Annotated in this window: 22 protein-coding genes and 1 pseudogene; 6 read left to right on the forward strand and 17 right to left on the reverse strand. The window is 69.8% G+C overall.

Annotated features, from left to right (window positions below; translation table 11 throughout):
- Positions 1-263: 263 nt before the first annotated feature.
- From IG90_RS0105850 to IG90_RS40620, 4 genes are all read right to left on the reverse strand, one after another.
- Positions 264-1,184 carry a Scr1 family TA system antitoxin-like transcriptional regulator gene (locus IG90_RS0105850; RefSeq protein WP_030578549.1) on the reverse strand — a complete coding sequence of 307 codons (921 nt, stop codon included), beginning with the start codon at positions 1,182-1,184 and terminating at the stop codon, positions 264-266.
- A gap of 327 nt (positions 1,185-1,511) precedes the next feature.
- Positions 1,512-2,006, reverse strand: a complete 495-nt coding sequence (locus IG90_RS45585) for a DUF6302 family protein (protein WP_233435918.1) — start codon at positions 2,004-2,006, stop codon at positions 1,512-1,514.
- Positions 1,922-2,497, reverse strand: a complete 576-nt coding sequence (locus IG90_RS46850; RefSeq protein ID WP_267881978.1) for a DUF5999 family protein — start codon at positions 2,495-2,497, stop codon at positions 1,922-1,924. Before IG90_RS46850 ends, IG90_RS45585 begins: the two co-directional genes overlap by 85 nt.
- Positions 2,494-3,045: an ATP-binding protein gene (locus IG90_RS40620; protein ID WP_051707563.1), complete on the reverse strand. Its 552-nt coding sequence runs from the start codon at positions 3,043-3,045 to the stop codon at positions 2,494-2,496. Before IG90_RS40620 ends, IG90_RS46850 begins: the two co-directional genes overlap by 4 nt.
- A gap of 209 nt (positions 3,046-3,254) precedes the next feature.
- Between IG90_RS40620 and IG90_RS0105865 the strand changes: the two genes are divergently transcribed.
- The 5 genes from IG90_RS0105865 (at position 3,255) to IG90_RS39200 (ending at position 8,478) form a co-directional block, all read left to right on the forward strand.
- Complete coding sequence (locus IG90_RS0105865; RefSeq protein ID WP_030578552.1) at positions 3,255-4,640, forward strand: NsdA family TPR-like regulatory protein; 1,386 nt, start codon at positions 3,255-3,257, stop codon at positions 4,638-4,640.
- A 78-nt stretch (positions 4,641-4,718) separates the two neighbouring features.
- Positions 4,719-5,207, forward strand: coding sequence for a TrmO family methyltransferase domain-containing protein (locus IG90_RS0105870; protein ID WP_030379314.1), 489 nt, complete (start codon positions 4,719-4,721; stop codon positions 5,205-5,207).
- Positions 5,208-6,091: 884 nt separating this feature from the next.
- Entirely contained in the window at positions 6,092-7,408 is a 1,317-nt protein-coding gene (locus IG90_RS0105880) for an NsdA family TPR-like regulatory protein (RefSeq protein WP_157846294.1), read from the forward strand.
- 22 nt (positions 7,409-7,430) lie between these two features.
- The gene (locus tag IG90_RS0105885) at positions 7,431-7,976 is read left to right on the forward strand and encodes a GNAT family N-acetyltransferase (RefSeq protein ID WP_030578556.1); all 546 of its coding nucleotides are present in this window, start codon (positions 7,431-7,433) and stop codon (positions 7,974-7,976) included.
- A gap of 13 nt (positions 7,977-7,989) precedes the next feature.
- On the forward strand, positions 7,990-8,478 hold the full coding sequence (locus IG90_RS39200) for a gamma-glutamylcyclotransferase family protein (protein ID WP_078585206.1): 489 nt from the start codon (positions 7,990-7,992) through the stop codon (positions 8,476-8,478).
- 108 nt (positions 8,479-8,586) lie between these two features.
- Here IG90_RS39200 and IG90_RS41575 read toward each other — a convergent pair whose 3' ends face one another.
- The 5 genes from IG90_RS41575 to IG90_RS0105915 form a co-directional block, all read right to left on the reverse strand.
- Positions 8,587-9,267, reverse strand: coding sequence for a GNAT family N-acetyltransferase (locus IG90_RS41575; RefSeq protein WP_078585207.1), 681 nt, complete (start codon positions 9,265-9,267; stop codon positions 8,587-8,589).
- A 188-nt stretch (positions 9,268-9,455) separates the two neighbouring features.
- Positions 9,456-10,298, reverse strand: a complete 843-nt coding sequence (gene trpA, locus IG90_RS0105900; RefSeq protein ID WP_051707564.1) for a tryptophan synthase subunit alpha — start codon at positions 10,296-10,298, stop codon at positions 9,456-9,458.
- Between the two features lie 232 nt (positions 10,299-10,530).
- A complete protein-coding gene (locus IG90_RS0105905) occupies positions 10,531-10,890 on the reverse strand; it encodes an SH3 domain-containing protein (protein ID WP_233435920.1) in 360 nt (119 codons plus the stop codon).
- A 284-nt stretch (positions 10,891-11,174) separates the two neighbouring features.
- Positions 11,175-11,894: a prepilin peptidase gene (locus IG90_RS41580; protein WP_078585208.1), complete on the reverse strand. Its 720-nt coding sequence runs from the start codon at positions 11,892-11,894 to the stop codon at positions 11,175-11,177.
- A gap of 133 nt (positions 11,895-12,027) precedes the next feature.
- Positions 12,028-12,510 (reverse strand): hypothetical protein, encoded by a 483-nt coding sequence (locus IG90_RS0105915; protein WP_030578565.1) that lies wholly within the window; start codon positions 12,508-12,510, stop codon positions 12,028-12,030.
- Between the two features lie 85 nt (positions 12,511-12,595).
- On the opposite strand from IG90_RS0105915, the gene IG90_RS0105920 reads away from it, so the two are divergent.
- Positions 12,596-12,943, forward strand: a complete 348-nt coding sequence (locus IG90_RS0105920; protein ID WP_030379323.1) for an immunity 49 family protein — start codon at positions 12,596-12,598, stop codon at positions 12,941-12,943.
- A gap of 73 nt (positions 12,944-13,016) precedes the next feature.
- Here IG90_RS0105920 and IG90_RS41585 read toward each other — a convergent pair.
- The 8 genes and pseudogenes from IG90_RS41585 to IG90_RS0105955 all read right to left on the reverse strand — a co-directional run.
- Positions 13,017-13,793, reverse strand: a pseudogene (locus IG90_RS41585) (DNA-3-methyladenine glycosylase family protein); the annotation flags it as partial.
- The gene (locus IG90_RS45595) at positions 13,726-13,965 is read right to left on the reverse strand and encodes a hypothetical protein (RefSeq protein ID WP_233435921.1); all 240 of its coding nucleotides are present in this window, start codon (positions 13,963-13,965) and stop codon (positions 13,726-13,728) included. The pseudogene IG90_RS41585 and the gene IG90_RS45595, both read right to left, overlap by 68 nt.
- Before the next feature lie 116 nt (positions 13,966-14,081).
- Positions 14,082-15,524 carry a DUF2637 domain-containing protein gene (locus IG90_RS0105930; RefSeq protein ID WP_030578569.1) on the reverse strand — a complete coding sequence of 481 codons (1,443 nt, stop codon included), beginning with the start codon at positions 15,522-15,524 and terminating at the stop codon, positions 14,082-14,084.
- Between the two features lie 196 nt (positions 15,525-15,720).
- A complete protein-coding gene (locus tag IG90_RS0105935; protein ID WP_233435922.1) occupies positions 15,721-19,551 on the reverse strand; it encodes a LysM peptidoglycan-binding domain-containing protein in 3,831 nt (1,276 codons plus the stop codon).
- Positions 19,552-19,556: 5 nt separating this feature from the next.
- Positions 19,557-19,994, reverse strand: a complete 438-nt coding sequence (locus IG90_RS0105940) for a TadE/TadG family type IV pilus assembly protein (RefSeq protein WP_030578575.1) — start codon at positions 19,992-19,994, stop codon at positions 19,557-19,559.
- A 12-nt stretch (positions 19,995-20,006) separates the two neighbouring features.
- Positions 20,007-20,444 (reverse strand): TadE/TadG family type IV pilus assembly protein, encoded by a 438-nt coding sequence (locus tag IG90_RS0105945; RefSeq protein WP_030578577.1) that lies wholly within the window; start codon positions 20,442-20,444, stop codon positions 20,007-20,009.
- A complete protein-coding gene (locus tag IG90_RS0105950; protein ID WP_030578579.1) occupies positions 20,441-20,863 on the reverse strand; it encodes a TadE/TadG family type IV pilus assembly protein in 423 nt (140 codons plus the stop codon). The genes IG90_RS0105945 and IG90_RS0105950 overlap by 4 nt, the downstream gene beginning before the upstream one ends.
- Positions 20,860-21,057 (reverse strand): hypothetical protein, encoded by a 198-nt coding sequence (locus IG90_RS0105955; protein ID WP_030578581.1) that lies wholly within the window; start codon positions 21,055-21,057, stop codon positions 20,860-20,862. The genes IG90_RS0105950 and IG90_RS0105955 overlap by 4 nt, the downstream gene beginning before the upstream one ends.
- Positions 21,058-21,072: the final 15 nt, after the last annotated feature.

Raw genomic sequence — 21,072 nt, forward strand, 5'->3', positions numbered from 1 at the left:
ACACCGGGCAGCGGGAGGCTTCGGCGTTCAGCAGCATCGCGGTCATGGCGTGCGGCCTCCAGGCGAGGCAAGGCAGGCGCAGGCGGGGGCGGTCCTGCCCGCACCCCTGCGCCCGGAGCGCCGGATCTCGGAGCCGTCGCTGTCGTCGTGACGTGGGGTACGGACACGCCGTATGAAGGCCTCCTCATCGAGGACGAGAAGCCGGGCCATGGGCACGTCAGGCGGCGCGACGCCGAGCAGGAGGGTGAGCAGGCGGGCGAGGATCACGAGGTGGCCCTCCGCTGCATGGCGTCGGCCGCGCGCACGAGCCGGTCGTAGGTCTCCTCACGACTGCACGCGGCGGCGACGGCCTCCCTCAGCCCGGCGCTTATGGTCCGGGCTGCGCCGGAGCCGGTCTCGTAGGTGGGGAAGAGGCCGATGCTCGTCACCAGGCGGTGCCCGTGGAGCGTCACCTCCGCGTACGAGCCGACCGTGTGGACGAAAAGGACCGGGCTCATCGGCAGGATGCGGACGACCAGGCCCCGGACGCCGGATTCCTCCCGGCTCACGAGGTCGGCCAGATGCCGAAGCTGGCCGGCCACCGCCTCGGACTGGCTGCCTCCCCTGGTCAGCACGGTCTCGTCCAGCAGCACCGTGCGCCGCTGGCCCGCGGCCCACGGGACCCTGTGCACCCATGACGGCAGTCCGAGCACGAGCTCATCGGGGGTGGCACAGACATCGGGGGCCAGCACGATCTGCTGGTACGCCGGAGTGCGCAGGCCGGCCGGGACCGCCATGCAGAACTGGGTCACCTCGCTCGCTGTCCGCATCACCGCGATGTAGCGGGCCGTCGCCTTGTGGTCGGCCACATCCGCCCAGAAGTCGTGCGGAGCCCGCCGGGCGAGGCCCTCTTCGTCGCGCTGGTCGCGGCTGTAGCTCTGCGGCGGCATGTGCAGCATCAGGAAGGCGGCGTGCTTCCCCACCACTCCGTAGCGCGTCAGCAGCGTCTGCAGCGCGTCCTTCCGGATGGGGGACTCAGCACGCTCCCACCGGCTGACGGCGGAGGCCGACCCCCCTACGGCGCGGGCCGCGTCCTCGAGCGTGGTGCCTCTCGCTTCACGCAGGCACCGCATGTAGAGGCCCGTCACAATCCGGGCGGGCGCCTGCGGCACCTCAGTGGGTGATGCGGGAACGGCATGAAGCATGGAGGTGGGTCCTTGTGTCGTCGTTCGGTTGAGTCAGGACAGGTCGCGCGGCGGGGACGGACTGTGGTGATCAGGGCGCTCGTGCGTTCGCGTCGAGGGCTTGTGGTCCGGCCGAGGCGGCCAAGGCCGGCCGGTTCGCGCTCCGAAGTGGATGAGGAGGCCCATGGCCGTCACGATGAGAACGGTGATGATCACACCGGGGGTGGTCACCACGGCGTCGGCCCGGATCCGGCATAGCTGATGGTGACCATCGCCAGGACGAAGACCGCGATGCGGACCTGAAGACGGCTCGGTCGCCATGTCCGTGATCGCTTTACCGACGGCGGTTCAGGCATGGCACGCCTGCCGTTGGTACGCGGTCAACGGCCGGGCCTGGGGCTGTGCTGAAGACCGAAGAACCGGCGTCGGGCATCGGGGGTCAGGTCCTTGGGTACCGGCTCGCCCCATACGACGTCCGTCCCTATCGCTGCGACGCTGGAATCCGGGGCGTCCGTGAAGCTCGCGCGCGGCGAGTTCCGCGCAGCCGGCGAAGACCATGTCCATGCGACCGCCGCGGCGTCCCCTGCCGGCCGGGACCGCGAGGAGGGGGAGCCGGTACAGGGCCACCGCTACTGCGTCACGCAGAAGCTCGATGTGGACGAGCCGCGCGGCCCAGTACTCGAAGTCGCACGCCTCCTCGGGGGCAAGGATGTGGACTCCCAGGTCCTGCCGAGCGGGAGAAGTCAGGTACGTGGAGATCACGACGTCACCGCCTTCGGTCCGCTTGCGACCAGAGGCAGAGGCCGCCGCGGGTCGACGACCTTGCCGGACGGGAGGAGACATCCGGTGTCGTCGAAGACGAGGACACCGTTGCACAGCTCACTGCACCCGATCTCGGAGTGGCGAACACGTACCTGCGCGGCCTGGAAGTCACGGTTCTCAACGGAGGGACATTCGGGCTGGTGACCGCACACCGCGCCGGCGTTGGTCAGCTCGGTGATGACCAGGTTCACGGCTTCGGCCAGCTGTCGCAGATGAACGCGAGCCTGAACGTGCCCCGTCGGCACGTCGATGTCCGCAAGCAGCCGGGCTGCCTTGAACGCCTTCTCGATGGCCGGACGTGGCGGCTCGGGCGTGGCATGACCGAGTTCCATGAGGTGACCGCGCAGACGGAGGACTACGTCGTCGATGTCTTGGTCGCTGTCGAGGATGGGTGCGTTCTCGTCGAGCACCAGGGCCAGGGTCTCCCTGACGGGAGCTGCAAAAGAGCGGGAGCTGCCAACTACCTCAGCGGACCTGCGGCGAATGGTGACCCGTGACAGACGGAGGTTCACGACGCGGCCTCCTCATCGGCAGCGTCCAGTTCCATCCACACCGTCTTGCCTTGGCCGGGCCCCGGCTTGGATCCCCAGCGCGTGGCGACCTCGTTGACGAGCACCAGGCCCCGGCCTCCCTCGCAGTCGTCGCTCGCAGAACGAGGGAGCGGTAGGTCGGGGGAAGGGTCCTGCACTTCGATCCGAACACGTCCACGCAGGCAGGACGCCTTAAGTGTGAACTCCCTTGCCGCCTGTCCGCGGCAACCGTGGGTCACCGCGTTCGCCATCAGCTCCTGGGCGCCAAGCGTGAGGTCGTCCGCGACCAAGGCCAGTCCGAAATTGCACATCAACCGGTGCAGCTGTCGACGGGCCTGGGGCACAGCGGCCGGGTCCGCAGAGACCACGACCACCTTCTCGAAGGGGCGCCACTCAAGCAACGTCGGCGAGATACGGCCGGGCGCCTGGGCCATGACCGCTTCGGCAACGTTAGGCCCCTGCAGACTGCGGGCGGCCAGGGTGGCGTTGGCCGGCTGGTAGAGGTCGACCGCGGAGTCGTGCACGTTCATCAGCTCCCCTTCTCAGCCCCATAGGGGCCAATTCCGGTCACCGTCCGAGCTCGTAGGCATGACGTGGCCGATTCCGTTGCAAGGCAGGAGGGTTGGAGGAATATCGTCTTCACGAGACAACCGCGTGCGAGGGCTGACGGGAATCCCGGCCAGCGCGCCGATGTGGTGCACGTGGTGCAAGATCGTTTCGGGGACAGGGGCGCACACGTATGGGGCGCACACGCAACACTCGACTGGAAGCCGTCGTCCAGGAATGGGGCCTGTCGCAGCGGCAACTGGCCGCTCGCTTCCGGGCTGTCGCCGCAGAGAACGGCGCGACCGAGCTCCTGCGCTATGACCATTCCCGCATCGCCCGCTGGATCGGTGGCGCCACACCCGAAGGCCGTGCAGCGCATATCTTGGCCGAGACGCTCTCCCGTGGCCTCGGCCGCACCATCACGCTGACCGACATCGGGCTGGCAACGGACGATGCCGCCGACCCACAGACGCCGACGTGGAGCGTCGACACCCTCGCGACGCTGGCGACCCTCGGGAGCACGGACATGGACATTGCACGGCGCCAGGTACTGGCACAGTCGGCCTACTCGGTCGCCGGCCTGGCCCTGCCCACCGAAGGCTGGTGGCAGGAATCTGCTGCCCGAGCCCGCACCCGCAAGCCCCTGTCGAAGCACACGGTGACGGCCGAGGACGTCACCAGCGTGCGCGAGATGACGGCCTTCCTGTCCCGGCGGGACCAGCAACGCGGCGGCCGGGGGGTGGGGCGCGCCGCCCTGGTGGCCTACCTGCGCACCGACGTCACCGAACTCCTTGGGGGACGCTTCTCCTCCGATGGTCTGCGCCGGGATATGACGTCGGCCGCTGCCGAGCTGGCCTACCTCGCGGGCTGGACGAGTTTCGACGCTGGGGAACACCCGATTGCGCTGCGGTGGCTGACTCTCGCAACCCAGTTGGCCGAGGAGGCCGGCGACGCGCCGCTCGCCGGGCACGTGCTGCGGGCGATGGCCCACCAGGCCGTGGACCTGCATCAGCCCAAGGAAGCCGTACGCCTGGCCGAGGGATCTCTCTCCAGCCGGCGCTACGCCGAGGCCTGTTGGAGGGAGAAGGCCCTCCTCGGCGTCGTCCATGCCCGCGGACTGGCTGCCGCTGGCTACAAGAAGCAGGCCGCGGAGGCGCTCAACCGTGCAGAGGCCGATCTCTCGCGCGCCCCCCAGGACGGCGACGAGCCCGCTCGGGTGTGGTTCTTCGGCGAGGCGAGCCTCGCACATGAGACCGCCGCCGCGTTGCGGGACATGGGCGATCTGAAGGGTGCTGAGCAGCAGTTCAAGCGGAGCGTCCGCACGCGCCAAACGCCGTTCAAGCGGACCCACTCCGTCACCCTCGGGTACCTCGGTGAGGTACAGGTCCAGCAGGGGCAACTCGAGGCGGCCTGCGCCACGTGGCATCAGGCACTCGACACGATGACCGGCGTCCAGTCCGGGCGAGCCCGACAGACCGTGGTGCAGATGCGCCGCGCGCTGAGCCCCGTTCTCCGCCGAGGCGGAGGCCCGGCCGCCGACCTCGACGTACGAGCCCGTGCCGTCCTCGCAGACCGGTAGCCCGTACGGTAAGGAAGCCCGGAGCGGAACGCGCGTGCGTCGGCGCCCGAGGAGAAGGTCCAGGAGGGGAGCGGAAGCGTGTTCGACCAGTTCATCCAGGTGCCCGTGATCGCCACGGTCGTAGGGGGCCAGACCGGTCGCCTTGACGACTACAAAGGCGGAGTCGAGTCGATCATCCGTCTCGTCCCGAGCATCCCCGAAAGTGCCCTCCAGGGCATCGAGGAGTTCAGCCACCTGGAAGTGGTCTGGCACTTCAGCCTGGGATCGGACAGCGACATCGAGCTCGAGCCCCGGAGTCCCCGCGGCAATCCGGACTGGCCGGCCACCGGCGGCCTCGTTCACCGCAACCACAGGCGGCCGGCCCGGATCGGAATCTCCTACCCGCGCCTGCTGGGAGTGGAAGGACGGGACCTGCGCGTCACGGACCTGGACGCGGACGCCGGCACCCCTGTCGTCGACCTGGCGCCGGTCTTCCAGGAGATGCTGCCCCGCGGAACGGTGCACCAGCCGCCATGGCCCACCGACATGCTTCAGAACTACTGGAAGAACGCTAGCGAGCGCCCCTGAGCCGTTCTGTTCCCCAGGAAGTCGCCCCGATACAGCTGTACGCGGCGTCTGTGCTGGTGTCGTCGCCATCACGACCTCCTGGAGGACGGCAGAGCGGACCTGACCACTGCCACGGCACGACGCAGTGGCGTTTGCTCCGCGGGGGCGTGGAGGGTGAGAGCCTCCGCGAGGCATCGGGCGAGCGGCGCAGGGCTTGTCAGCAGCGGCGCTCCGCCGATCGCCTGCTCCTCGTCGGGCGGGACGAGCCACTGTGCGACTCCGGTCGCCAATCGGGGGGCGGGGGCGGGCACGAGGATGGCGTGGCCTAGGCCGAGGCAGGCCGGCCTGGGGAGCCCACTCGGCCACTGGGAGGCCGCCACCAGACTGCTCCAGCTCTCAACTGTGCCGCTCGGCACCAACACGGCGGCGGAGCGGAGGCTGGTGAACCTCACAGCGGGCCCAAGGGGCTGCTCGTACTGATCAAGGAGCCGGTAGGCAGCTTCGATCAGCTGCCGATCTGCCATGACGACGTCGAAGGTCACGCCGCACTTAAGACGGCGTGGAAGGTGAGGGTTCTCCTGCCACCAGCTGGCCGCCGTGTCCGGGCACGGGGTAGCCGTGGAGAACCACACGGACAGAGCCGTGCTCTCGGCGACCTCGCCGACCTCCATGAGCTCTCCCACGTATCGCGATGAAACACACGGTGTCTGCAACGTCACCTAGTGCAGCGAACGACTGGAGCGGTGAACAGGTCTTTTCCCCGGAACTCTGGCCGCCTCCTACACGCCCTTTGGCCGCCCTTTCACCTGCCCTTTCCCTCTGACCTGGGGATTTAGGTGATGAACCCTCACGCGAGGCTGTCGAAGTCGCTACCGTGAGGCCATCCAGACGGTGAGGAGGTGGCCATGCGTGAACTCAAGCGGTTACGCACCCGTGCAAACCGCACGCAAGAGGACGTCGTACGGGAACTCTCAGCCCTTGCCCGACGCCTTCGGGCAGAAGGGCGCTTGAGCAAGACGCCTACGTTCACGATCCGCCAGTACTCCAAGTGGGAGAACTCCGACCCTCCTCCCTGGCCGCATCCTGACAGCCGGGCGGTATTGGCCGCCTACTGGAACTGCCCCGTCGAGGAACTGGGATTCCGCCCGCCAACGGATGAGGAGGCGGGTCCTGCGGTTCTCACGCCGGTGCCTTTGGTGAGCCAGGCCTCACCCGGTCCTCTCCTGGTCGCCGCCGGCTCCAGTCCTCTCACGGATGAGGCGCCGCCCCCATGGCTGGCCGAGACGACTACCGGTACCAACCGCAGCGGCGAGTGGCGAATCTCGCCGGAGGAGGTCGAGCTGCTGTCCGGCGCAGCCGACGACAACTACGCGATTGACCAGCAGTTCGGCGCGAATCGACTGTGGCGACCGACCAGGGCTCATCTGCTCTGGACACACCACATGATCGACCGGGGTATCTACGACGAGGCACTCGGCCAGCGGCTGCACGCGCTCGCGGGGAAGCTGACGACGTCGCTCGGATGGTTCTGCTACGACGCAGGACTGCAGACCCAGGCCCGCCAGTACTTCTCCGAGGCACTCAACGCGGCCAACTACACCAGCGACGACGTGCTGGCCAGCCGCACCCTGAGCAACATGGCCCGCCAGGCCGTCGACCTGAACAAGGGACGGGAAGCCGTGCGGTTCGCCAAGCTCGGACAGCGGCATGCCGAGCTCTGGAACGCGCCGAGCCGCGTCACCGCACTGCTGGCTATCCGAGAGGCCCAGGGCCACGCACGCATCGGGGACGTCTTCAACGCCGAGGCTGCCATCAGGCGCGCCTGGCAGGAGTGGGAGCGCGGAGACCACGAGCTGGACCCGGACTGGGCGCACTTCCTCAACCTGGCCGAGCTGACATGTCTGGAGGGCATGTGCCGGCTCGACCTCGGACAGGTGGCCCGAGCTCAAGAGCTTCTCGCACGGTCTGAGACGCTTCAGGACGTCGCCCACTCCAGGAACCGCGGGATGTGCCTTGGCCGGCTCGCGGTCGCGGCTGTGCAGAACGGCGACATCGACCACGGCCTGGCCGCCGCGACGCAGGCACTCCAGCTCGTCGAAAGCGGGATGTCGTCCACACGGACGACTGCGCAGTTGACGATCGTTCATGACGGCTTGATTCCCCATCGACGCGCCCGCGGCGTGGGGGACCTACTCGAACAGATCCGAACTCACGTCGCGTGAGCAGCAGAGGAGAGTGCAGACGGTGGACCCGGAGTTCCAGCGGCACGACGCGCAGTCAGCGAAGGCGATGCTCACCGAGCTGGTCGACGTCTACGCCACGGTGTACGACACGCCGCCCTACGTCGGTGACCCCTTTTTCTCCGTCGACTCCTTCCAGAGCCGACTCGAGGCCGCATTCGACACCGAAGGCTTCGAGACGGTGACGGCCCGGCTGGACGGTCGGATCGTCGGATACGTTCACGGCGCCACCCTGCCGCACGACAAGCCCTGGTGGACGTCCCTCGGCACTCGGCGGCCAGCCCCGTTGCAAGAACTCGCCGCCTCCGGAGGCATCTTCTGGCTGCGGGAACTGATGGTGCTGCCCGCTCAGCAGAATCGCGGTCTCGGACGCCAGATCCACGGCACGGTCATCTCCGGACGGGAGGAGAACGTCACAGCCCTGACCTGCATCGTGGATAACCAGCCAGCCCACGATGCCTATCTCCGGTGGGGGTACACGATCCTGGGCCAGATCAAGCACGCCCCGGAATCACCCGTCTACGACGCGATGTACCTGACCTCCCACTGAGACCGGAAAGCACATGACGCAAGCCATAACCACCTCCGCCCCGGAAGCCACTCAGAACCGGGACCGACTCTCGCAACGTCCCGACGTGCTGTTCTGCTACGGAACGCTCCAGTTCGATGCCGTCCTTCGGAGCCTGCTGGGCCGAGTTCCGCAGAAGTCCCCGGCGTCCGCGCCCGGCTACCGTGCTGCCGCGCTCGAAGGCCGCGTCTACCCAGGCCTCGTCGCTGGAACGTCCGCCGACCTTGCCCCCGGGCTGATACTGACCGACCTGAGTAGCGAAGAGTGGCGCATCTTTGACGCGTTCGAGGACGCTCGATACGAGCTGCGGCAGTTGCCGCTGGCCAACGGTGGGCGAGGTTGGGCGTACGTCTGGCCCGGAGGCGATGTACGGGTGGACGACTGGGACGCCGCCGAGTTCGAAGCCCAACACCTGGCTGCCTACGCGGCCCGCTGTGCGCGTCTTGCTCCTGGGCTGGCCGCGGGGCGGCCGAAGGGCGAGTAGGACGCCGCCTCACCTCGGCGCGCTGCCCCTTCACGCCACTGAAGCGGTCCTGCCGCTGAGCGCTCACGGATGGCCCGTCTCTGGAGCGGAGACGGGCCGTTCTGGTTCTCATCTCCCGATCGCGGCCTCCATCGAAACGGACACCGCAGCCGTGCCGCGCAATGACCGCGATAGGAATCGAGCTGCTTCCACCGCATTCGATAGCGCATTTCTGGCGGGGGGTGTCATCGGACTCTCCGGGGGTCCTGGCATCGGAATGCCTGAGACAACACGGGCACCGAGCTCGTGAATGCGTTCTGCCTTGCGTTCTAAGGCGTACGAGGGGAGGCCTCTTGGGGATGACACCTTTCGAATGAGCTGGAAATTCTGCTGCTGGTAGTAGGCGGCGAGTGCTGGGGAGCTGCAGTCCCGGCGTACACGGCTGACGCCCTCGCGTGCAGCGCGGTCGACGGCCCATTCGGCGATGAGCGTGCCGAGCTTGCGGTGCCGTTCGGCAGGGTCGGTGACGGTGCCGTTGAGGTAGTAGGCAGTGTCGGCGGCTTCGGCCGCGGTCCAGGTCCAGGGCGCGGACGTCCGCAGGATCGTGGTGCAGCCCAGGATCCGGTCATGTTCGGTGAGGACCCACATCTCGCTTTGGCGGCGTGTGCAGTTGCTGGCCAACTCGTGGACGTGTCGTCCCCAGCTGCGCCAGTTCGGGCACTGGTTGGCCTTCATCCAGTCGGAGCGCGCCTGGATCATCACGGTGAGGCCGGTCTGGTCAGCTGGCGTGGCTGGGCGCATTGAAAGCATGCGGTCCGCTCCTGTGTGCTCGTCCATGAGCGGTCGGCAGTCTGGTGGTCCGGTCCGCACCTTAAACCTCTACTGCCTGGTAGGCACACCGATCCTCTGAGCTCTGGGCCAGATCGTCATGTGCGGTCTTCCCGTATGCGGCGGGATGCCCCGCAAGCGTTCGCTAGTAGTCCGTCACCTCGTCGATGTCAGGCTGCGGCAGGCCGTGAGCGCAAGAGCCCGTCGGTGAGGCGCTGGGCGAGGAAAGCGGCCTGGAGGGCGCCAGCGGGGCCGGGTGCGGAGTCGAGCGCGCGGATGAAGGCGGAGCCGACGATGACGGCATCGGCGTAGGTGCCGACGATCGCTGCTTGCTCCGGGGTGGAGACACCGATGCCGACGCCGACGGGGAGGTGCGTGAGGGTGCGCAGACGGTCGATGAAGGCGGGCAGACCGGGGTGAAGGGGACCTTGACTGCCGGTGACACCGGTGGTGGCGGGGGCGTAGACCATGCCGCTGGCGGCAGCGCAGACGCGGGCCAGGCGTTGGTCGGTGGCGTTCGGCGCGACGACGAACACGGTGTCCAGGTGATGTTCGTGGGCGGCGCTCAGCCAGTCGGAGGCCTCTTCGACGGGCAGGTCGGGAATGACGACGCCCGCCCCGCCGGCCGCAGCGAGGCGCTGGGCGAACCGGGCGGGGCCGTAGTGGTGGACTGGCTGCCAGTAGGTCATGACAACGAGCGCGGCGTTGGAGGCCGCAGCGAGTTCCCGCACGGTGGTGAAGAGGTGCTCGGTGCGGAATCCGGCCCGGAGGGCTTGCTCGGCGGCTCGTTGGATGAGCGGACCATCCATGAGGGGGTCGCTGTAGGGCAGGCCGATCTCGATCACGTCGGCGGTGGTCGCGAGCAGGTGCAGGGCGTCGAGGCTCTGGTCGAGCGTGGGGTAGCCGGCGGGGAGGTAGGCAGCAAGTGCGGCCCGCTCCTGCCCGCGGGCGCGGGCCAGTGCCCGCTCCAGGTGGGACGCCGGTGCGCGGAGTGACGAGGAAGTGAGATTCAAGGTGCCCGTCCTGGGATTCGATCGCCCGGTCGGCGGCTCTCGGGCTCGGACCGGCGGAAGACCATCTGCGGGATGGGAGCCGGGTTCCGGGTGCGGGGTACGCGGACGGCGGCCCGGGTTCACAGGGGGCCGGGCCGCCGTCGCGTCGTCCTGGGCCTGTTCGTAGTGACGGCTCAGGCGTTGGATGGGCCGGGAGAGCTCGGGTCGGGCGTCTCTGCCGGCAGGGTCGGGGTCAGTCCAGCTGCATCAGTACGTTGATGTACTGGGCGGCGACCCAGCCCTTCTTGCCCTTGTGAGCTCCGGACTTCACCGTGACGTAGCCCCAGGCGCCGGGCTTGCCGTTGTCGCCCTTGTTGCACTGCCAGTACACGTCGGTGCCCCTGGAGAGCTGACCGGTGGCGGTGTAGCCGGTGCCAGGGGCCGTGCGGAACTTCACCGTCGTGTACACGTCGGTGTTCAGCTTGATCTGGTGGGTGCAGGCTCCACTGCCGACCGTCGCGGCGCTGGCGGTGGAGGCGGTGGCGACGGCGCCGCCGAGGAGCAGCGCGCCGGTGGTTGCCACGGTCGCGACGCGGCGGGTGAGGGTGTTCATGTGCGGCTCTTCCTGGTGTCGTCGGCCAGAATGCGCTCGCGGGCCTGCGCAAGGCCTCACCATCACGGTGCCGGTGAGCCTGGCGGAGGCAGGCGAGGAATAGTCCGGAACGCGTCTCGTCTTGATTCAGGACTCGATCTTCGAGCCGCGTGGAAGACTTGACCAAGATCGGTTCATTCCGGGAAATCGAATTCCGGAACATCGAGGCCGGTAGAAGGCGTTCCGGAAATCGATATTCAGGAAGAGCGATTACAGGAAGCGGAGTTTCCGACAGTTCAGGGTGGTCAGGACGCGGTGACGGAGACCGCCAGGGCCCCGATGACCATGTAGGGGCCGAAGGACACGTGCGTGCGACGGGCACGGCCGGCCGCCATCCGCACCACCTCCGAGACAGCGCCGACGACGAAGCCCGCAGCCGCTCCCCAGAACAGGACCGTCCAGCTGCTCCAGCCCAGAAGCGCCCCGATGGCCGGGGCAAACTTGGCGTCTCCGAAGCCCATGGCTCCGGCGAACACCATGGGGAGGAAGACGGCAGTGAGGACGGCAGCGCCGGCCGCCGCGCGGCCCAGGCTTCCAGGCTCGCTCGCAAGGGCGGCCGCGGTGAGCAGGACGAGCGTCCCGCCGCAGGCAGGGAGGGTGAGGACGTCGGGGAGCCGTTGCACGGCGAGGTCGATCAGTGCCAGCGCAACCCCGCACGCGGCCACCCAGTACTGGACGGCGGCGAACCATCCGCTCGCCCCACCCACGGCGATGGTTGCGAAGGCGGTCCCGGCCGCCGCCTCCGGCAGGAGCGGGCGCGGGCCGATCGCCTTCGCGCATGCCGGACAGCGCCCGGAGAGGGGCAAAACCGGCAGCCCGCGGTCGAGGACGGCGCTGCCGCAGTGCGGACAGCTGCTGCGTGCGGCCTCAGGCGCCGGCACAGACCGGGCGAAGATCACGGGGCGCGCCGCAGCGCCAGCCACGGCTCCGATGGCGGTGGTCAGGGCAACACTGAGGGCGGACAAGACAGACTCCTCGTTCGCGGCCCGGCCTCCCCGTGACGGGCCGGTGGGCTTCGACCCTATGGCCCGCGCGACCGTACCTTTCCGCCACGCCGCCGCCGTGGTTTCGGACGGGATCGGGATGGGGCGGAGCGCGTCAGGCCCCACGTGCTCCGGCGTCAAGGGTCTCCGCCGCGCTGAGAGCCGCCAGGACCTGAGCCTGTCCCTCGGCCAGGGGCAGGGTTCCGGCGGCGACCGCCTCGGCGATCCGCGCCGCGTGCTCCAGCGCGATCGCCACGCCGGTCGGTTCCCGGTGCGCCGTGAGCAACGCGTACCCCGCGCGCAGTGGGGCCGCGAGGTTACCGCCGTGGTCTTCGGGGCCGTTCGTGGCCAGTGGCCGCAGCCACAGGTCGGTATGGGACTGCACGATCTGGGCGTAGGGGCGGTAGTCGGTGACGGTGCCGCACTGTCCGCCGGCACCGGCGGTGCTACGGCGTCCGGTCCAGTTGCTCGCCAGCCACCGGTGGCGCCGGCAGACCTCCAGCCGGTAGTCCACCGATCGGGCGCGGGCGCGGACGCGGCGTTCGATGACAACGGTCGACGGCTCGGTGCATGTGGTGATCTGGCGCAGGACCGGCACAGCGATACCCCCTCCTGGACACGGCTGAGGATCTGATCATCACCGTCGGAGGTGGGGCCGTCGTCCACGAGTGGACGCTACTACTATGACCCAGCTCTCATCCTGGGAGCGGGGTACCGACCCCGAACAGGCCGCGCAGCGGGCACTCCAGCAGGCAGAGAAGGCCAAAGACTGGGGCTTCGCCATGCCGCCGGCCGTGCTGCTGTCGCAGCTCGTGGAAGGGGACGAGGAGAGTTTCAACCTGGCCTTGGCCGACGCGCTCGAAGCCCACCGCGACTACTACCAGGTCGCCGACCGCGCCGGCGACCCGGACGCCTCGGTCAACCTCGACATCCTCGCCCTGGCCTGCCACGCACGTCGCCGCGGCTGGGCCATCCGCGTCGAATCCCCCTACCTCCCGCAGCGCCTCCTGCAGTCCGCTGAACCCTTCTAGGGGCTGGTCGCGGCAGAACGCCCCCGCGCCGTCTCAGGCCTGCGCCGGCTTGCGGCCGCGCCCGCGCACACCACTACAGGCGGACGATGCGTCCGAGCGGGGCCCGTGGCTCGCGGCGGGAGGGGATGCGCTCGGTGAGCAGGATGAGGCGGGCGGCCCGGTGGCGTTGCCCGGCGTAGGGGGCCAGGAGTTCCAGCATCTCCGCGTCGCCAAGGCCGCGGCGGCCGGTGAGGACATAGCCGATGTGTCCGGGCAGGTGTAGATCGCCCGTGGTGAGGGCGTCGGGAGCCCCGTTGGAGCATTGCAGTACCTCGGCGGCGGTCCATGGCCCGATCCCGGGCACGAGCTGGAGACGTCGCATGGCCTCCGGCAGGTCCATGTCGGCCGCTTCTTCGCGGCGCGGCGCGTAGCGGCAGGATCGCTGAGGCGCGCTTGTCGTCGGCGCCCGCCTGGTGCCACTCCCATGACGGGATCATCGACCACTGCCGCGGCGTGGGCGAGACGCGCATGCCGTCGGGTGCGGGCCCGGGAGGGGCCTCGCCGTAGCGCAGCAGTAGTCGGCGTCAGGCCGCGAACGCTTCCCGGTGGAGACCTTCTGTTCCAGCACGCTGGCGACCAGGGCCTCCATGACGAGTCCGGTCCGCGTCAGGCGCAGCCCTGGGTTCCGGCGCACGGCCTGGGCGACGATCCGGTGCCGTGCCGTGAACTCGCCGGGCTCGTCCTCGGTGCCCAGCAGGGCCGGCAGTGTCTCCAGCGCGCAGTCGGCGCCAGGCCCCCACGCCTCACCGATGACCACGCGCGATCCGGGCGACCGGCAGTCGCCGGGGCGGACGCCGGTCGGTGAGGTGCGCACGCAGCAGCGTGCTCGCGCTGCGCAGATAGTCGGTCTCGGCCGTGTAGGAGATCGCTACAGCAGTCGTGCGCTCCTCGCTCGGAGCGTCGTCCACGCGCTGGGCGGTGGCCCGGGCGGCATGACCCTGGGCGCTCAGCTCGGCGATCGCTCGATGCCAGCGGCTGCTCACCGGCCGCCCCCTTCTGTACCCGGTGTGGTGTCGCCCAGTGAGGCTACCCGCATGGTCCGACACGCCACGCTCCCCGGCTCGGTCCTACCGGCCGGGGAGGTGCGAGTCAGACCAGTTCAGGCCGCCACCGGTTCGAGGGACCAGTTCAGGTCGACGTGGGTGGCACCCTCGCGGACCACGATGGGGCCGTGCTCCCTCTCCAGGCGGCGGTACTCGTTGCCGCCGGAGTTCGGGTTCTTGTACCCGGCCCACTTGCCGAGGTCGACCTGCGACAGGGCGACGCCGGCGGCCTGGTGGGCGATGTAGATCCGCTCGGCGCGCTGCCGATGGGTGAGGTTCTTCGGCAACACCGAGAGGTCGATGTCGATTCTCAGCTCCTGAGTCTCTTCGTCTTCCTCGTCTTTCGGCGGGGTGTGCTGCTCGGCGGCGGGCTTCTCGCGCTCGCGCTTCTCTTCCTGCTCCTTGTCTTCGTGCGCATCCTCGCCACCACCTGGCCGTGACTTCTCATCCGGCTCGCTGGCGGGCGCGCCCTTGGCGGCAGCCTCGACAGGCTCTCGCTCAGTTCCCGGCTCCGGCTCCGGCTCTGCCTTCGGCTCCGGAATGGCCGCCGGGCGGGGCTCGGCCGTGGGAGCTTCCGGAGTCTCCTCCGCGACCGACGCCTGTTCGCCCTGCGAGCTGATGGCCGGCGCGGAGGCAGCAGTGGCCGGTGGCGTCACCGCGCTCACCAGGGGCTCTTCGATCTCCTCGACGGTGGCGGCATACGGGGCGCCGGCTGTCAGCGCGTTCACCGACGCCATCTCGGCCGGGGCGACGCGTTCCACGGTCACCTCCGCCGGGCCGGACGGTCGGGGGCGCTGGGAGCCGATCACGCGGACGTTGTCGACGGTCGCCAGAAGCTCGGACCGCCACGCCTTCCACATTTTGACCGGTGCGCCGATCGGCCAGGGCAGCCACAGCAGCAGGCTGTAGCCGCGGTCCTGGTCGTCCTTGCGGCGCTTCTGCCGGCCCATGATGACCTGCTCGATCTTGTAGAGCAGCATCTCGAGCAGGATCGCGTACACCAGCGGCGGCACCACGGCGAGGAACGCACTGCCAGCACCCTCCCCGGGGGCGTGGAGCAGGTTCATCGCCGCCGAGGCGGACACGAATGCGAGCAGCAGGATCCGCGTGATCGCGCTGGACCGCAGGGTCAGGGCCTCGAAGAAGCGGATGAGGGAGAGGCTGAGGGCGCCGGCGTCCAGGAGCAGCGCGAAGCCGGTCGCCGCGTCCCAGTCGCCGCCGTTGTGCGCGTGGGCGTACTCGCGCTGTGCCCCGAAGGAGAGCCAGGCGGCGATGCCCGCGAGAACGAACATCATCAGACAGCCGATGCCGAGCGCCATCACGGCGAGGCGCCGCTGCCAGGCGTTGCGGCGCTGGAGGGCGAGCGCTGCGCGCTCTTCGGCGGTGGCGTTCTGCTCTGCGGCCCGGCGGCGGCTGCCCAGCAGCAGTGCAACGGTCGTCGCGGTCCCGATCCCTGCCACGGCGAGGCCGGCGAACAGCGACCACTGGAAGGTGGTCATCGGCAGCTCCCTTCCCTGGAGCGGGCCGCCGGGGTGGTGGGCCCGGCGGGCGGGACGGCGGCGTGCTGCCGGCGGCGGCTCATGTGCGCGGTCTCCTTCGTCGGATGGACGGCCGAAGAGGCCCCTCGCTCTCTACAGGTGTGATCGAACGGTGCGGTGTGACACCGGAGGTCGGTGAATCTCGGACGGATCGTGGTCATGAGGCGGCGGACCCCAAAGTGGGCTGGATCCTCTCCCCTTTGAGGAGCGTGCGCAGCAGCCCGACGGTCTCAGGTGAGGAGTCGACGCCCTCCTCGGCGTTGATCCGGGCCAGTTGCGCGGCGGCGCGCTCCAGGCCCTCGCGGTCGCCCATCTCGTGGCAGATCGTGAAGAGGTCCCGGTAAAGCAGCTCCGACTGCGCGTCGACGAGCATGCCCTTGGTGACGGCCTGGGCCGCGGCCCGGTAGTCGCGGACGTGACGGCGGCGTTCGGCGAGCTCGTGGGCGACGTCGACGATCGCGCTGATCATCTCCTGGATGTCGGCCTCCGCCCAGGTGTACTTGGACGGGTCGACGTCCGCGAAGGGGCGGCCGCGTACGAGGGCCAGGGCATGGGCGAGGGCGATGTCAGCGTCCTGCCCGTCGTGGTGCATGCCCTGCTGGTACAGCTCCTTGAACCGGTCCCAGTCCGAGGTGACGGCGGGGTTGAGCTGGTAGACGCCGTCCGTGACGTCAGGGAGGTAGGCGCTGCTGGGGTCGTCGGCGGGCAGGTGGGGATCCCGGCCCAGCCAGGCACGCAGCCGCGAGATGGCGGTGTTGCGGGTGCTGGCGGTCCGGCGCAGCCCAGGCCAGATCGCGTTGTCCAGGTCCTGACGGCCCAGGCCCGGGTGGAGCACGAGCCAGGCGGCGATCTCCATGAGGTGGTTGCGCCGGCCGCTGCTCACGCGGCCCTGCGTTCCCGTCAGCGCCACCGGGCCGAGGACCTGAACCTGAGGGCCGGCGGGTTCGGCAGGCGGAGTGGCCAGCGCAGCTAGGACGGTGGAGGTCGCGGCGCTAGGCCGGGGGATGATCCGTGCGGCCGGTGCCGTTCCGGACGCCGTGTGGTCGCCGTGGGTGGCCGGGGACAGCCCGGACTCCGCATCGTCCTCTTCGCCGGACGGCGCCGGACCCGTCTCCGATGCGTCCAGGTCCTCGCCGAGCGCCGCTGTGGACAGGCCGGAGCCTGCCTCGTCGTCATCCGCCTGGAGGGGCGAGGCGTCTTCCTGTTCCGCGAGCACCTCTTTGAGGACCGCGTCGGAGTCTTCACCCGGCTCGGATCTGTCCCAGACGTCCTCGCCGAGCGCGGAGGCCGCCTCAGAGTCCTCCTCCGGCTCGGGTTCGTTGTCCCAGCCGGAGGGCTCGGCCGAGGCATTGTGGGCGGTCTGCTCGTCGTGCGCCTCATCAGCGGCAGGCCCGGCGACCGCGGGGGACAGAGCGCTGCCTTCGTCCTCCGGGCGGTCACCGTCGATTCCGTCGTCGGACGAGAGGTGGTGGGAGGGGGCCGTGAAGCTCGGCACGGCGGTCGCCAAGCTGCTGCCCTGGACGGCAACCGTGGTGCTCACCCGGGGAGCGGCGGTGGTTTCCGGCGCGAGCGCGGAGGCCTCACCCGCCGGGGTGGGGCGGGGGCCGTTGATGTCTGCCGGGCCGGTGTGCCCGGTCCACGGCGGCGGGGGGACGTCGTCGGTACGACTGGACGTTGCGATCAGCTGGACAAGCCGGTCGTAGGAGTCGGCGTCCAGGTGCTGGAGCTTGACCGCGAGGCCCAAGTCGGGCAGTTCGACGCTGCTGCCGGGCTGGGCGGGCAGAGTCCAGGCGCCCGGCACGTCGAGTTCACCGCCCGCGGCGGTGACGACCGCGACCGCGGTGCGGGGCCGGGAGGCGAGGAGGTCCTCGAGTTCGGCGGCCGCCGCGCTGGTGGGCGGCGCGGTGGCGATGAGGATGCGGGGAATCCAGGTGTCGCCGCCGTCCTCGCTGAGCCGGGCGGCCCGCAGGTGGTCGTGCCCGCCATCGGTGAGGGCCTGACGCTGGAAGGCGTCATGCGCCTGGAGGTCAGTGGTGGCGGCGCCGAGATCTGCGTGGTGCTCGATCTGGTCGGGGTAGAGGTAATGCAGGTCGCTGCCGGCGCCGGCGAGGACGATCTGCGTGTCGGGCGCCAGCCGGGAGGAGGCAAGTTCCACGGCGAGGGCGAGCATGACCGCACGCACGTCGGCCGGGCTGCCGGCCAGGCGCAGCAGGCTAATGGCCTCCAGGTTGACCAGGACCGCGTCGCCGTCCTCGGTCTCGCCCAGGCTCACCAGGGCCGGATAGGGCACCGTGACGTCGGCGGCCTCGTCCTCGTCGAGGAGGGCGGCACCGCGGGCGGGGCAAGTCCACACCGTCGGGTTGCCCTCGTTCTCAGTGAACGGCGCAACGGGCGGGGTGACGGCGGCCAGGTGGAGCTCGATGCCGCGTGCGGTGATGCACATCGCCTCGACCTCGGGCAGAGGCCGGCCGGCCTGGAGGCAGTTGGCGGCCAGGGTGCGCAGGGCGCGGTCGGCGAGTGCGATGCCGGTGATGTCGGACGCCACGCGCAGCTGCTTCTCGAAGTCGGCGGTCGCACCGGAAGGCATCGGGATACGCCGCTTGGGGCGCCGACGGCGCTGCTGGCGGGCGCGACGGGTCGCGACGACCGAGAGGACGGCCGCGGCCAGGATGCTCCCCGCCGCGGCGATGGTCCGCACGCTCTGGTCACCGCTGTCGGCGGTCTCCGCGGTTTCGTGCGTCTCGGGTGTCTGGGTGGGCGTGCCGTGCTGCTCCCGCTCACGGTCATGTGCAGGGCTCTGCACGGCCGGCTGCTCCGTCGGGGTGTCCGGCCGGGCGGTCGGCTGCCCACCGCCCTGTCTGTCCTTGTCCGCGCCCTGACCGGGGGTCTGGGCAGTCTCGCCCTTGTCTCCCTTGTCGGAGCCCTGGCTGGGCTTGTCCTGGGCGGGCGGCTGCGTCTGCTCTGCGCCGGGCCGCTCCTCGGCCTTGTCCGGGGCGGCGGGCTGCTCGTGCGGCGGCTGCGCCTTGTCCGGGGCTGAGTCGCTCTGGTCGCTGTCGTCGGTGCTGGCCGCGGCGGGAATCTGCAGCTTCCAGCCGGGGTAGATCTCGTCGGGGTCGGCGAGGACGCGCCCGTCGTCCTGCTTCACGCCCTTGTTCGCTTCGACAATCCTCGGATAGGCGTCGGCGTCACCGAGCTCGTCCTCGGCGATGCCGGTGAGAGTCTCGCCCACGCGGACAGTGTGGGTCTGGTCGGTGGCGGCCGTGGAGCCGGAGGTCTGCGGAGGGGCTCCGTCCTGATCGGTGGAAGACGCGGGCGAGGCGTCGGCCGGCAGGCGCAGAATCCAGCCGGGCTGCAGGACGGTGGTGTCGGGGGTGACGAGGGAGCCGTCCGCCTGGCTTACGCCTTCGTTGGCATCGAGGATCCGGTGCCACTCGATTCCGGCGCCCAGACGCTTCTCTGCGATGTCCCAGAGGGTGTCGCCGTCCTGAACGTGGTGGACGGGGCCGTCCCAGGCGGCGGAAGAAGAAGCCACGGCCTTGATGGCGGTTGCCTCCGCAGAGTGGGCGTCGGCGGTAACGGTGGCCGTGGCCACGGTGGCGGGGGCGGCGCTGGCAGGTGATGCCATCGCCGTGCCGGTCGGCAGCAGGACGAGGATGCCGCCGACGAGGGCGCCGGCGAGCTGCTGGGATCCGCCGAGCATGCGGATCCGGGGCGCGCGGACGTTCCGCAGCGCGGCGCCCGTTTCCAAGACGACCGAGATCACGAAGCTCAGCCAGCCGTACCAGCCGATGAGGGTGACGGTGCCCAGGAACAGCTGGCCGGAGTCGGGGCTGGTGAGCGCGGCGGTGATCTCGTCGAAGCCGGGAACGTGGTCGGGGAGGACCCCGATGCTGAGCAGAACGGCGGGCACGCCCGCCAGGAGGGCGACCAGGGCCACCAGGGCGAAGAGGGCACGTATGAGCCGGGCTGCGGTACTGCGGTTTCTCATGATCGTTACCCTCGGTAGACCAGGTTGGCGCTGCCGTGGCCGGTGACGGTGCCGCTGGCGCCGCCGAGGAAGAGGGCGCGGTACGACTCGGTCACGGTCACTTCCAGGGACCCGCCGTCCTCGCTCACGCTCACCGCGCCGCTGACACCTTCGCGGCTGAGGTAGTTCCGCGCGGCGGCGACCGCGGCGTTGCGGTCGACGGTGATGCCTCCGCCGGAGATGGCCTTGCCCGCATCGACGGCCTGGCCGCCAGCCCGCGCGGCCTCATGCGCGACGCCCTCGGCATGAGTGAGGGCCCGCAGTCTGCCGGCACCGTCATAGACGAGCGCTGCCACGAGGAACAGCGCCACGACGGTGACAAGAACGAACAGGCTCATCGACCCGCGGTCGTCGCGCAGGGCGCGACGGATCCGGCGGGTGAACGCGAAGCGGGCGGGTGTCATGCGGTGGTCCTGTCAGCCGCGCTGGCGGTAGGAGTCGATTGACGAGGTAAAGCTGCTGGTCAGAGTCTTGGAACCGGGCAGTCCAGGCAGTCCGATGTCGGAGAGGCGGACCGTGCACGTCACCGTGGCGGTGGTGGAGGCCGGCTCGCCAATCCGTGCGGAGAACCCGCCGGTGGAGATGGAGATGAACGTGGAGGTGCACTCCAGCCCTTGCTGGCTCAAGACGCTGCGCGCCATCTGTGAACCGGCGCTGCTGGCCGAGCCGCCGCTGCGTTCTAGCGAGGCGGCGCGGGCGGCGTTGCGGGCGGCGGTGTCGACGGCATTGCTGGCGGATCCGATGCGGCCGAACGCGATGACCAGCAGGAGCACCATGATGAGGACGGGAAACAGGATGACGGCTTCCAGAGACAGCGCGCCGCGGTCGTCCCTGAGCCTTCGGGCGATGGTCACCGGGCCTCCGTGATGCGCTCGGTGGCCGCGTCCGCGTGCTGGTCGATCTTGAGCTTCAGACCGGGGATCATCGTGTCGACGTAGCCGGTGACGCGGATCCGCACCGTCTCCCTCTTGCTGCCGCTGACGGACAGCCCCGAGATGCTGCTGCCAGCCCGGGAGAGGAAGTCGCGGGCCTCGGCGGTGCCTGTGCCTGCGGACGCCCCACGGACGCGGGCCGATTCCACTCCCAGCTGGGCGGCCGACATCGCCACATTGCGCGCGTGCCACCACAGCCCGACGTGCACGACCAGCAGGATGGCCAGGAGCACGACGGGAAAGACGATCAGCATCTCCAGGGACAAGGCTCCGCGGTCCCGCGCGTCGCGTTCTGCGAGCGCGCGGGACCAGCGCCGTACGGCCCTGCGGAGGCGGGTCACTTGATCGATGCCGCCTTCTCGTTGATCTTCGCAGCGATGATGGCGACGGCCACGGCGGCACCGACGACGAGACCAGCGATGATCATCATGGTCTCGATCGATATGGCACCGCGGTCGTCGCGGACGTTGCGCAGCCGGTCGATCCTGGCGCTGAAGAAGGCCTTCAGGAAGGCGAAGTTCAGGTCGGTACCCATCGTGAATTTCCTTGT

The sequence above is a fragment of the Streptomyces anulatus genome (assembly GCF_000721175.1).
GTDB classification, from domain to species: domain Bacteria; phylum Actinomycetota; class Actinomycetes; order Streptomycetales; family Streptomycetaceae; genus Streptomyces; species Streptomyces anulatus_C.